Annotated in this window: 9 protein-coding genes and 1 riboswitch; of the genes, 2 read left to right on the top strand and 7 right to left on the bottom strand. The window is 40.6% G+C overall.

The genetic code is table 11. The features are described from left to right. Window position 1 precedes the first annotated feature (1 nt). The gene (locus tag HWV01_RS05800; RefSeq protein WP_211674514.1) at window positions 2-916 is read right to left on the bottom strand and encodes an ABC transporter substrate-binding protein; all 915 of its coding nucleotides are present in this window, start codon (window positions 914-916) and stop codon (window positions 2-4) included. 61 nt (window positions 917-977) lie between these two features. Beyond that, window positions 978-1,061: riboswitch (cobalamin riboswitch) on the bottom strand. Window positions 1,062-1,136: 75 nt separating this feature from the next. Between HWV01_RS05800 and HWV01_RS05795 the strand changes: the two genes are divergently transcribed. After that, complete coding sequence (locus HWV01_RS05795) at window positions 1,137-1,670, top strand: cobalamin adenosyltransferase (RefSeq protein ID WP_211674513.1); 534 nt, start codon at window positions 1,137-1,139, stop codon at window positions 1,668-1,670. Between the two features lie 210 nt (window positions 1,671-1,880). Here HWV01_RS05795 and HWV01_RS05790 read toward each other — a convergent pair whose 3' ends face one another. Next, complete coding sequence (locus tag HWV01_RS05790) at window positions 1,881-2,516, bottom strand: alternative oxidase (protein WP_211674512.1); 636 nt, start codon at window positions 2,514-2,516, stop codon at window positions 1,881-1,883. Between the two features lie 340 nt (window positions 2,517-2,856). On the opposite strand from HWV01_RS05790, the gene HWV01_RS05785 reads away from it, so the two are divergent. Beyond that, entirely contained in the window at window positions 2,857-3,261 is a 405-nt protein-coding gene (locus HWV01_RS05785) for an Rrf2 family transcriptional regulator (RefSeq protein ID WP_249185451.1), read from the top strand. A gap of 98 nt (window positions 3,262-3,359) precedes the next feature. Here the strand turns inward: HWV01_RS05785 and HWV01_RS05780 are convergent, their stop codons facing one another. From HWV01_RS05780 to HWV01_RS05760, 5 genes are all read right to left on the bottom strand, one after another. Next, window positions 3,360-5,009, bottom strand: coding sequence for a response regulator (locus HWV01_RS05780; protein WP_249185450.1), 1,650 nt, complete (start codon window positions 5,007-5,009; stop codon window positions 3,360-3,362). A gap of 226 nt (window positions 5,010-5,235) precedes the next feature. Continuing rightward, complete coding sequence (locus HWV01_RS05775) at window positions 5,236-6,327, bottom strand: OmpA family protein (RefSeq protein ID WP_211674510.1); 1,092 nt, start codon at window positions 6,325-6,327, stop codon at window positions 5,236-5,238. Between the two features lie 682 nt (window positions 6,328-7,009). Continuing rightward, the gene (glgB, locus tag HWV01_RS05770; RefSeq protein WP_211674509.1) at window positions 7,010-8,944 is read right to left on the bottom strand and encodes a 1,4-alpha-glucan branching protein GlgB; all 1,935 of its coding nucleotides are present in this window, start codon (window positions 8,942-8,944) and stop codon (window positions 7,010-7,012) included. 22 nt (window positions 8,945-8,966) lie between these two features. Then, entirely contained in the window at window positions 8,967-11,174 is a 2,208-nt protein-coding gene (malQ, locus tag HWV01_RS05765) for a 4-alpha-glucanotransferase (protein WP_211674508.1), read from the bottom strand. 18 nt (window positions 11,175-11,192) lie between these two features. Then, window positions 11,193-13,649 (bottom strand): glycogen/starch/alpha-glucan phosphorylase, encoded by a 2,457-nt coding sequence (locus HWV01_RS05760; RefSeq protein ID WP_211674507.1) that lies wholly within the window; start codon window positions 13,647-13,649, stop codon window positions 11,193-11,195. Window positions 13,650-13,875 lie beyond the last annotated feature (226 nt).

The raw sequence follows: 13,875 nt of genomic DNA, 5'->3' as shown, positions 1-13,875 counted from the left end.
GTTACTTCTTATATACGGAATGATTAATAAAACGGATCGCATCCACAAAGTACTGACTGTATACACCTCGCAACGCATGCGGCACTTGATAAACACGATTATATTTAATCGCATTCACGGATTGTAATGAAGGATCAGATAACACCTGTTGTTTAAATTGCTCTGCGGTATTTTCATTGCCATATACCCATTCAGGTATAAACAATACATCTGGGTTTAGCAAGATAATCATTTCTTTAGAAACAGGAACTTGGCCATATTTATCCGTCGCGTAATTTTTAATAATATTCTCCACATGCGCTTGTTCTAACAAACCATTCCATGAAGAGTTTTGGCCACTGGACGTTCCCCATGGGTTGTAATCCATACCAGTGAGTTTATGCTCTACAGGGATAATGTCTGCTTTTAAGCGTAAACGCATAGTGGCAACAATCTGCTTCGCGGCTTTATTACGATTAACTATCTGCCCAACCCGTAAAATTTCTTTCTCAATCTCTTGGATATTTTTAGGTGCTTGTAGACGGAAAACAGTAATTCCTGCTCTTTCTAACATACTGAGCTTAGACGCATCACTCCAATTAGCAGCGAATACAATATCGGGACGATTAGCGATAATCATTTCAATATTCAATCCCATTAACGGCACATTCTTAGGTAAACGGTCGATGATTAACGAGTAGTTTGGGTTGTTCGCCAGATCGGTCAAGCTCGACAATGCCGATTCATCAATTAGGTCTAATAACACCGCGTCGGTAAATAATGTTTTTGATGAAATCCGTTGTGGTGGTTTCTCGATGACAATGGGATTACCCAATCCATCCATCACTGTTAATGGATAGGTAGTATCAGCTAAAGAAGGAAAGGTAACGAGCAAAACGAACATATAAAAAATAGGCTTGAATCGAGGCCAAGGCATGGTAACTCCTGTAAATCGCGTACAAATTTAAACGGTTCACCTCATGTAAATCGTGCTCTTCGTATCTGACTCTGTGTACTTGCACGTCTATAATGCTAGTGACACAACACAGTGGCGCGCCCGTTACGGATTTTCACCGTATTCCGAAGATGGCGCGTATTGTACTTGGCTATTACATGATATGGTAGCGTATTCTAAATTTTGATTAAGCGATAACGGCATGACATTAAAAGCATCTGGCAATGTAGGTGAACTTTGCTACCCATTCATTTTTGAAGACAGTCCGTTATGTGACTTTGAGATCTTAACCGATGAGTTATGCACTTATACCGGATTAGCATTATCGCAAGTCACCAACACAGAAGTACGCGAATCACAGGAACGCTTACAGCCCAAAATTTTCAATCTAAATGGCTCTATACGAGGTAAATGTGGGATATTTGAAGAAGACATACAAGCGCTTTTAACCGATCTTTATCACTTTAAAGCCCAAGTCACTGATGATGCCAAACGCTTCGTATTACCAAGAGGCACAGGCCCTGTGATCCAATTGCACCAATGCCGAAGCTTAAGTAAAAAGGTGGTTCGCCAGCTAGTCTTAGTAGACAAAACAGGCAAGAAAATTCCAGATACCCTGCCTCGATTTGCCAATGCTTTAGCTAATTATTACTTTGCTCTGACCCGTGTACTTAATCAAGAAGCTGGCATCGAAGAACCAGAGTACGTGAGTGTTAATTACCCAAAACCAAGATGATGTATAAATATACTGAAGTCTAATGTAAAAAGTTTAAAGGCTACTTTTCTTGGCGTGATTTACCTGAATGTTGTGATCGATAGAATACATTTACTGTCTATTTTTGGATAGGTCGCCATATTACTGACGACCGATTATCACGAAGGAAAGTAACGCAAAGTCTATTCGCTTAATTACCCTTCACTATTTTTCACGTTTTACTCAGAAAGATCATTGCTGGTGCGCTGGTAAATCATTATTTTCATACGAATCAGCAAATAAATGATTACGATCACGATGCTTAGCTTCATCATTGCGTATTTTCACAATAACATCTCGTAGCATGGCATCTGAAGGTAATTGATAATAGTTAATGCCAATTTGTGGTGCAGCTACGTTTTCGACTTCACCAGCATCAATTTTATTAAGGTATTCGGTGTAACTTTTACATGCTTCTTCTTCGAAATAACCCACAACTCGATGCGCGACCTTAGAAGACAACACATAAATCAAGCTATACACCACAATAAATACAGCTTGGCCAATTAACACTAATGCTCGCTCAATCCAGCTTGGTTTGGCAATATCAATAAATATCATTAGGTGCATTCTCTCATTCTCAGCTTCATTTAGTAGTTCCTGGATCCACCCCTCATCATCTTTCATCCGGCGTAAAGCTTTTAGATGATTAAACATACCAGCGACCATACCGGGAACAGCTGCAATAGTTTCCAAAATTACAGCTCGTTTTGCGTATTTTTTTCCATAAAAAATATTTAAAAGAAACTTAAGGACCTGCGTAATTTTATACGCAATATGCTCATAGAATTTGGAGGCAGTTTTATGCTTTATTTCAAAATCAGACATGGCTAGAACTCTCTTTAATTTTATTTATGCATTTTAAATGCACCTTTATTGTTGCATTTAAAATACACCTTTTATTTGTGATGTTCAACTCTATTTTATAAATAAAATACAAGCATGTTTATTTTAGGAATCGCTTAAACTACAGAAGGGGAACAGCTAAGTAATAGGCCACTAATTTAGTATGAAAAAGGAGTAGAGAAAGAAGCTACATCACTTACTATAGAGATGAAATATTGTATTATGAATACATCTTTATTATCATTATAGGGTCATAATAAATAAATAAACTGGTATGAGCATGCAGCTAACAAATTTCACAGACTTTGGTCTTAGAATCCTAATGTATTTAGCTAAAGGGGACAGGAAGAAACCTATAAAAATAATTGAAATTGCCGAGCAGTTCAATGTACCACGCAATCACCTTATCAAAGTGGCAAACAAGCTCAGCCATCTTGGTTGGGTCGAAACCCTACGAGGCCCTCACGGCGGTCTGAGATTGTCAATTAAACCAGCCGATCTCAGCATCGGAGAAGCCCTTCGCGAACTAGAGAACTGCACAATGCTAATCGATTGCGAAGCTAATGTCTGTGCCCTGCGCAACGGTTGTCAACTGAAAAATATACTAGGCCTCGGACTCAACGCGTTCTATTGCGAGATGAACAAATACACTCTAGCCGATATAATAGCGGCGCCAACTGGCGGCAAAATCATCGAAATGCATAATAACTACATACGAGCAAGTTAAAGGATGACAACCCCTTAATGTTGTAGATAATGCTGCTTGATGAATTAACCCATTATTTAAGTACATTAACGTAAATCCTCCCGACATTATCGATAACGTTACACGTTAAGGCTTAGCTTATCGATGGCTAAATGAAACAGTTCATGTGTACGACGTTTTTCTTCTGCTGTGGGGCGGTTATCATTTTCGTAGATCCAGTCGCAAGATTTAAGAATACTTTCACGTTCATGAATACTGGTTTCTGATTGAGATTCTGAGGGTGTTGCCAATGCCGTTAATTCAATAATCAAACGACAATTTTTATAATTAAACGGGACGCGGTGAAAAGCTTTATAAGCATAGCTTATCGCTTGATTAGCCGCATTTTTTTGACGTTGTGCTTGTGCTTTTTCGGTCAGTATTTTACCTTCTTGTAGACGTTGCTGGATTTCGTGTTTGGCACCATCGAGCATCTTAATTTGACTTAACATTAATACATCTTCATTGGTGTTTTTACACAATGCTTGCGCACGTAACATCGAGGCATCATACAAGTCCGGAATACCACACAAGCCATATAACCTTGTAATGTTCAATTCAGTATAAAAATCCACAGTAGGTTTATCAGCAACACTTAATTTATGTACCACAATCAAAGCGTTTTTAATATCCCCATTGATATAAGCAAAGATACCAAGCCCAATTAACAAATTAAACTCAGCGATACTGTCACCTTCAGATTTCGCACTATACTCATGGATTTTATGCTGTGCTTGACTCAATAATTCATCGTGTTCTTGGGTCGATTCAGTATATAAACTTGCGAGTAAAAGTGACACATAAGTATTCATCGCAACGCCGTAGCTATAACGACTAGTACCTTTAACCTTAGTTATGAAGCGTTGAAAACCAGCTGCCGCTTTATCATGTTGCTGCAGTGCCGTATACAAATTAGCAAGTATCAGCTCACGATGTGGATTGGCAGGATTCACTTTATGCGCAATATTAAATTCACGAATGGCATCCGGTAATTTATCCCTAACCATCATGCAATTAGCAAGGCTTTGACGGGCAACAGGTTGACAGGGATGCTTGGTTAATATTGCCTTGAACACATTCTCAGCTTTATCCAAATCACCTAGCGATTGGTAAGTTTGACCTAAACCGATTTCAGACCAGATAGCGTCCGTTTCTTCACAGGACTTTTGATAAAATGCTAAGGCTTCATCATGCCGTTTTAAACGTAATAAACAATCACCATAGATACGATCTATATAATTAACATATTGTATGTTATTGGTGCGATAGTTATCACATAACTCCAGCGCTAATTGATAATCTTGATTATCCATGGCCGATAATAACGGGGCTATCACGGCTTTACGTACTAATACGCTTTCAATACGATGAATAAACTCTTGTGAGCATAAAGGCTTAAGCAAATAATCATCGGGTTCTAATTCAATAAAATGTGTAACGACAGAAAGTGAACTATCACCAGTAATACAAATAAACACTGTATTGGATGAAATTAATTTTCGCTGTTTAACCTCATCGAAAATAAGCGCGCCATCGATATGATGATTCATATTGTAATCACAGAGAACTACATCATACTGATGTTGAGATAACAAACGAATAGCTTTTAAACTGTCCGTAGTACTATCAATAAAGTCATTCGAAACACCAGCACTATTGAGCATCCAACGCATTAAAGAGATAATAGTGATAGAGTCATCAATGATTAAAAATCTTTTTTTATTTATCACCTTACACCCCCCAAATCCATTTGAAACATAGTTCTTATTAAGAATAGATCAGTGAGTATTTTACAGCAGAAATTATCATTAAAATGTTATGGTTACAGTGTTTTAAACATAAAAAACACTAGAATTAATTGATAATACGATATTAAAAAGCCAGCTTTCGCTGGCTTCTAATTTTAGCTCTGTATCTTTAGATCGAACGAAGCATCGTCTCTATCATTAATGCGCTTTATTTATAGCTAATTTCAGCCATTACACGTCGATTTTCTAAGCGCCCTTCTTTCGTACTATTACTGGCAACCGGTTGTTCTTGCCCATAACCTACCGCAGATACTCGTGAAGTATCAATTCCATACTCACTAATCAGGATATCACGCACTGCATCGGCACGACGTTGTGACAAAGCTTTATTATAAGCTGCTTCCCCACTACTATCAGAATGCCCTTCAATCACCACATCAGCATTTAAAAACTGCGTCATCAAGTCGGCAACGTCTTTAATTTCATTTTGTGAAGCCTCTGGAATGACTGCCGAGTTATTGGCAAAATGAACTTCAAGTTTCATCGATGCGGGTTGTTCCATTACAATTACACAACCATTTTCGTCAATAGAATCAGTCGACACACTATCAGGACAGTGATCTAGGTAATCAGGGATCCCATCGCCATCACGATCGAGAGCACAACCGCTATCATCAACATAAACACCACTTGGCGTATTTAAACATTGATCATTCTTATCAAGGATTGCATCACCATCGCCATCCAGCAATACCACAGCAGCAGGTGCTTTACTCTTACGACCAAATGCATAACTCACACCTACAGTAATTAATGAATCCCAACGTTCATCGTCCAAACTGTTAATCATTTTAGCTTGTAATCGTGCAGACCATTTATCATTAAAATGATAACGACTACCAACACCGACATTAAGTTGTGTTTCTTTGGTGTCATAGGCTCCTAAATCAAATGTGCCATGGCCAACACCTGCATTGATAAATGGTTGCCAATTCCCTATTTCAGGAGTGTAGTAAAGCCCATCAAGCGTATATTGTGCGTTATCTACATCACCAGAAGATCCGTCAATATCAGAGTTACCATAGAGGTAACTGACTTCTGCACCAAACTTCGGGCTAATGACGTATTCTCCACCAATAACCAATGCAGCGCCGTCTTCAACGCCTAGTTTTGAACCAAACATATGATAACCGACTGCGGGATTTAGATAAGTCGTACCCGCCTTTTCAGCAAGAGCAGGTTGCACAGATGCGACCATAGCGCACATAATCAAACTTAATTTTCCATTTATATTTTTCATTAACCTCTCCTTGTGTTTAAACAATATTAACTAATAGGTATTGAAAGTACATGGTTTTATTTAAAAATATTTTAAATATAGATAAGTATAAATCAAGTTAGATAAACGTGGCGCTCTGTGTCACAAAACAGTGAATACTAGAGGATATAAATACCAATATTGAATAGAATAATGAGGATTAACGTTCACACACAATGTTACTAAGTCGCCATACTCATAGAATGAGTGAATTGCTACTCCAAAATACATATTTTAATGTCCGAAGGTAAAATGTGTTTAAGCATATAAAATTATATGTATAATAATCGCCATACGAACGTATTAAATAGCACAAGATGGACATTATGATTAGAAAATACTGTAAATTTTCGATAAGTAACCCAAAACTCCATAAGGTGCATATTGCCCTACTAGCGTGTGTTGTTTTTTATTCAGCATATGAGTTATTAGAAAATCAAAATTTGATATTTACTTTAGGTTTTGTGATCATCGTTCCATCATTATTTATACTTGCGAAGTCAGCTGAGTACGCTAGAAAATATTTTCCTTAACCGTTTTGTAGGGCATCATTTAACACTACAACCTTCAACGACATTTTCATTAGTGATGAAGACGAGCAAGGCAAGAAGATTGCTCCCCTTGCCTTTCAATTACATCGATTACTATTCAATTTTCTGCTATTTTAGCTAGCAGGTACCCAACGATAAAATACCGTTGACAGTGGTGGTAATGTTAACCGCACTGACTCGCGAAGTCCCTGACTCTGTACTTTTTCACTCTCAGCACTGCTTACCAGCGGATAATTACTGCCAGCGTAGCATTCAGCATCCGTATTTAATAACAGTTCATAACGACCTGTATTCGGTACACCGAGACGGAAATTATCTCTTGGTATTGGCCTAAAGTTACTGATCACCAAGATACGTTCGCCACTCTCACTAATACGTTCATGTGCTAACACACTTTCGCCTTTATTATCTTGTAAACGCCATTCAAAACCCGCAGGGTCGCAATCAAGTTGATACAGTGCAACTTCCGCCTGATACAACAAGTTCAAATCTGCAGTCAATTGTTGCACCCCCGCATTGTTGGCATGTTGTAGCAACCCCCAATCCAGTTGTCCATCATGGTTCCACTCTCGTGATTGCGCTATTTCAGCTCCCATGAAGTTAAGTTTTTTACCCGGTTGACCATACATATAACCCGTATAAGCACGTAAATTAGCGAATTTTTGCCATTCATCACCGGGCATTTTACCCAATAAAGAACCTTTACCGTAAACAACTTCATCGTGGGATAAGGCTAATACATAATTTTCACTAAATGCATAAACTAACGGGAACGTGATAGTATCGTGATGGTATTTACGGTTAATTGACTCTTCCTGCATGTAGTTTAAGCTATCGTGCATCCAGCCCATGTTCCATTTAAAACCAAACCCTAAACCACCTAAAAAAGTCGGTTTCGATACCCCAGGGTATGCCGTCGACTCTTCTGCAATCGTCATGGCATTAGGAAAATGGTTATAAATCTCTTCATTCATCCACTTTAATACCTTGATGGTATCGTAGTTATGATTGCCGCCATCGCAGTTAGGGATCCACTCGCCATCATTACGCGAATAATCCAGATACAGCATCGACGCGACAGCATCAACGCGGATACCATCCACATGGAATTGCTCTAACCAATACAAGCTATTCGACACTAAAAATCGCCGTACATGATCTTTACCACAGTCATAAATATAGCTGTGCCAATCTTGGTGCCAACCACGTTTCGGATCAGGATCATTAAATAATGCCGTGCCATCAAACTGCGCTAAACCGTGATCATCTTCAGGAAAATGCGCAGGCACCCAATCGATGATAACGCCAAGTCCCGCTTGATGGCACTGATCAACGAAAAACTTAAAATCATCAGGGTGACCAAAACGACTAGTCGGGGCGAATAGTCCAATCGGCTGATAACCCCAAGAACCATAGAACGGATGCTCAGAGATTGGCATCAATTCAACATGGGTATAATGCATTTGTTGCAGATACGGAATCAGTTTTTCCGCTAATTGGCGATAATTTAAAAATTCATCGTTTGTATCTCGCAGCCAAGAGCCTACATGGAGTTCATAAAATGATAATGCTTGTTTGTGCTTTTCGGTGACTGCACGTTGTTGCCATGTATCATCCTGCCATTGATAACTATCTTGCTGATACACCAAGGATGCAAATGAAGGGTACTGCTCTGCATGTGCCCCCCATGGATCGGCTTTATATGGCAAGCTCTTACCATTACTATCCACAATGGCAAACTTATAGCGCTCACCAATGTTTAAGTTAGCAATGAATACACCCCATAGCCCTGCGTCCAATTGACGCAAGGCATGGTCGTTAGTATTCCAATCATTAAAATCACCAATTACACTGACTTTACTGGCATGCGGCGCAAACACTAAAAAACGCACACCCGATACGCGCTGACCGTCGAGCATAAAACTGACACACTGCGCCCCCATCTCTTTGTGCATTAGTTTTGGGGTATGTAATGTTTCCATACTTGGCATCAAGCCAGAATATGCTTCAAGGTTGTGGATCACTGCCACATTTGCAACCAACTGCATTAAAACTTCCTTTCTACTACGATTAGCTGTTCACTGCTTCGCGATGTTCAGCTTCATCACTGGCTTTTGCACGTGCAGCAGTCAACTCTGTAGCTAAATAATTAACATTAGGGCAGCTAAACATGTCATCCAATGTTACTGATAGTTTACGACGCCAGTTCGGGTATTCATCTACCGTTCCCGGTACGTTAACAGGCTTATCCATGGCTAGCCAATCTTCAAGCTGTAAACTTAACAAACTGCTTGAACCTGCTGCTAAATGTAATTGTAAGCTGTTACTCAGTGCTTGGTCCATAGGAACATAATTTGCATTGCGTCCCACAGACTCCGCCAGATTACCGTGCCACGACACACTATTGAGTATTTCTTGTTTCGATTTGCAGCGATCATCAAACAAACCGTCCAGCTGTGCTTGATCTGGATACAGCCCTATGGTTTGACCTAATTTAAGATCTTCACAATGCCAGAAGCCACGTAGTGTCGGCATGTCATGGGTACACAGTGTTGCCATTGATTGCGGTTGGTAATGGGCCGGTGAAAAATAGCCACCATCTTCTGCGGTTTCAAAAAAGAAGACTTTATAAGAATGAATTCCCGCGTCACTTAACAAGCTCACGATCTCATCAGGCACAGTGCCAAGATCTTCACCAATCACAGCACACTGATGACGATGGCTTTCTAACGCCAAAATAGACAGCATATCCTGAACCGGATAATACATGTAAGCGCCAGATGTGGAACTTTCACCTTTGGGGATCCACCACAGACGTAGCAGCCCTAATACATGATCTATCCGCAAAGCACCACAATGCTGCATGTTGGCACGTAATAATTGAATAAAGGCATCATAACCCGTGGCTTTTAATTGCGCTGGATTGAGCGGCGGCAAGCCCCAGTTCTGCCCTAAAGGCCCTAATACGTCAGGTGGCGCGCCAATGCTAACATCTTGACACAAAGTACCTTCATCAGCCCAAACTTCAGCACCACTATCAGCGACCCCAACCGCAAGATCACGGTAAAGACCCATGTTCATGCCTTGTTCTAATGCGAATTTTTGTACATCAGCTATCTGCTCATCCGCAACCCATTGCAAGTACATATAACCTTGGATAGCGGACTGGTTTTGCTTAATAAATATTTGTACTGCATCGCTATTAATATCACGCAATTCAGCAGGGAATACTTGCCAGCCCCACACACTTTCATCTTTATCATGTAGCTGTTGATGTAGGGCATCGAAGCTTGCTTGATGTAATAAGCTATTCCCACCTTTCGCCACGAATGCTAAGAAATTTTGTGCTCGAGTGCTATTCGTCGCCAAATGACGTTGTTGGAACTCGCTAAATAACAGCGGTAACACGCTCATTTTTAAACGTGAAACTTCACTATAGTCAACCCACTCAGTGGCACGAACAGCATGTAAATCTTGCTGGAACTCACTACTACCAACACGTTGTTGGGCAGCTGAACACAATGCAAATTCAGGCACTGCAGTCACATCTATGTATAACAGGTTTAACCAGCGACGTGATGACGGGCTGTATGGACTCGCGCCTTCGGGATTAGCTGGGAATAAAGAATGAATAGGATTTAAACCAACAAAATCACCACCACGCGCGGCAATATCAGCCACCAACTGTTTCAGGTCACCAAAATCACCGATACCCCAGTTATGATCGGTTTTCAAAGTATACAGCTGCACACTTGGGCCCCAAGACTTACTGCCTTGTTCAATCGAGGGTTGTTTGTAACACGCTTTGGGCGCAATAATCAGCGTCATTTCGTAAGCCGATTTACGACGACGGCGTAATACCTGTAATTTGTGATAACCCAAAGCAAGATCATTGGGTAACGAAAAGGTAAGTACCCCGCCTTCGTCACGGGTATCGGCAACAATTTGCGATTGCAGATAACCTTCAACAACCTCACCTTGTTCCGTTTCGAGCTGCCAGCTAAAATCACTAACTCGCGCGCTTTGACCCAAATTCAAATCAATATGAATAGGGTCACCATCTTTAACTACTTTTACAGCCGCTAAAATTGGCGTTTGGTGCTTTTTATCAGCTGACGCGAGTAGTGTTTGTTCCGATTGCGTATCGTAGCCTAGCGCAGCTAATAAACGTGTTAGCGTGTCATCGGAGACGACTTCATTGTTACCCCAAGCATTGGTATAGCTATCTGCGATACCTGCTTGTTCGGCAACTTTTTTCAGCACATTACTTTGTTCCATTTTATCCTCCATGAATACTTAACGACTAACCGCGTTTAATTGCCAAATGTTGTTAGCATAATCACGAATACTACGATCAGAGCTAAACTTACCATTACGTGCTGTATTTAAAATTGCCATTTTAGCCCAGCCCTGTGGATCACAATATTGCTTATCAATACGTGCTTGAGCCTGCTCATAATCAGCGAAGTCCGCCAATACGAGATACGGGTCACCGCCTTCTAACAGGCTATGACGTGTGGCATTCAGTAACCCAGACTGACCTGGCGTAAATTCATCGCCCGCCAGGAGATCCAGCGAAGCACGTAATAAGTGATCAGTGTCATAATAATCGTAAGGGTTATAACCTTTAGACTGTAGTATTTTCACTTCATCAACGTTAAGACCAAAGATAAAGATGTTGTCATCGCCCACTTCTTCACGGATCTCAACATTGGCACCATCCATCGTCCCGATCGTCAACGCACCATTCAGTGCCATCTTCATATTGCCGGTACCCGAGGCTTCTTTACCCGCCGTTGAGATCTGCTCAGATACATCCGCTGCCGGGATAATAATTTCAGCTAAACTGACGCGATAGTCAGGCAAAAATACTACTTTTAAGGTATCACCAATTCGCGGGTCATTGTTAATCTTTTCTGCGACCTTATTAATCGCAAAGATAATTTCTTTAGCTAACTCATATCCTGGTGCCGCTTTTGAAGCAAAAATGAACACTCTTGGTTGCATAGTGAAAGTGGCATCGTTAATTAAACGATGATACAAAGATAAGATATGCAGTAAATTAAGGTGCTGGCGTTTATATTCATGCAGACGTTTTATCTGTACATCAAAGATGGCATCAGGATTAAGGGTTATATCCATATGTTCAGCAACCCAATCTGCTAGACGTTGTTTATTGGCTTTTTTAACGCGCATAAAATCAATTTGGAATTCACGATCATCCGCAAATGATTCTAGCTGTTTTAGCTGATCTAGATTTTTGATCCAACCCGAACCAATTTTGCTGCTAATTAGATCGGACAGTAGTGGATTACAGAACTTCAACCAACGACGTGGCGTTACACCGTTAGTCACGTTATGTAATCGTCCCGGGAACAACTCATTAAACTCGGGGAATAAATCACGCTTCACTAACTCTGAGTGCATAGCTGCGACACCGTTAACGGCATACGTACTGGCTACACATAAATTAGCCATACGAACACGACGTTCACCACCTTCTTGAATAATTGAAAGCTTACGTAACTTATCCACATCACCCGGCCATTTATCTGCAACAGCCCCCATTAGACGTAAGTTAATATCAAAAATAATCTCCATATGACGTGGTAACAACGTCATCATCAAGTTCTCACCCCAGGTTTCCAGTGCTTCAGGTAACAAAGTATGGTTGGTATAAGCAAATGTTTTTGAGCTAATCGCCCATGCGTCATCCCAACTTAGTTTATGTTCATCAAGTAAGATGCGTAATAACTCAGGAATGGCAATCGTTGGGTGGGTATCATTAAGTTGAATAGACTCTAGCTTAGCTAAATCCATAATCGAATGACCCGCGGCTTTATGACGACGTAAAATATCAGCCACAGAACAAGCACAGTGGAAGTACTGCTGCATCAAACGTAGTTCTTTACCTTTGTCATGATTATCATTTGGGTATAGCACTTTGGTGAGATTACCGGCCTGAATATGGCTTGCTTGTGCTGCAACATAATTGCCTTCATCGAAGCGGTTCAAATTAAACGGCGCTGGTGCACGACATTCCCATAAACGCAGTGGATAAACAGAATTATTATTGTAACCAACAATCGGTAAATCCCACGCCATGCCTTCTACTTGTAAACCCAGAACCCAACGACGTTGACTGATACCATCACGATCTAAATACTCTTCTACATGACCATAAAACCCGACGTTTTGCGCCAGTTCAGGGCGAATCACTTCCCAAGGGTAACCAGTTTCATCACGCCATTCATCCGGTGCTTCTTGTTGACGACCATCATTAAAACTTTGCTTAAATAAGCCATATTCATAATGTAAGCCATAACCTACCGCAGGATATTCTTCCGCTGCCAGTGAATCCATAAAACAAGCGGCCAGACGACCTAAACCACCATTACCTAATGCTGGATCACGCTCTTCTTCTAATAAATCAGTGAGATTTTGACCAAACTCAGCCATTGCTACTGTGACTTGTTCATACAAGCCCATGCTAATAAGGTTATTACCAGTAAGGCGGCCAATAAGGAACTCTAATGAGAGGTAATTAACGCTGCGGGCATTTTTTATCTTGGTATCTTGTTCTGTCGCAAGCAAATTCATCGTCGTTGTTTCAGCTAGCGCATACTCCATCGCTAAGCGCCACGTATGTGCACTCGCTTGCACTGGTAATGTCACTAATTTTGTCGTTAAGTATTTATTAACGGCGGCTTGGAATGCTGTTTTATCAAAGCTTTTGTTTACTGTCGATTTCATCTTACATCCTAATGCTAATGCTACAGGTTCAAAGTTAAAACTAAATAAATTTTCAATGAGATGAATCTTGCCTTAATGCGTAAACAGCAACATCCTCCTGCATCGATAAATTAAAGGAGGAGTGGTTTAGGCGTAGACGCGTCTATTTCTAGGCTGGCGTGCGGGTCGCCGTGATAGAGTTCGCAGTTTATGGGGGAGGATGAACGAATTTAAGTGATTTTAGTCG

The organism is Moritella sp. 5 (assembly GCF_018219455.1).
Lineage (GTDB): Bacteria > Pseudomonadota > Gammaproteobacteria > Enterobacterales > Moritellaceae > Moritella.
Note: the sequence above shows the minus strand (reverse complement) of the source record. Positions and strands in the feature narration are given on the sequence as shown.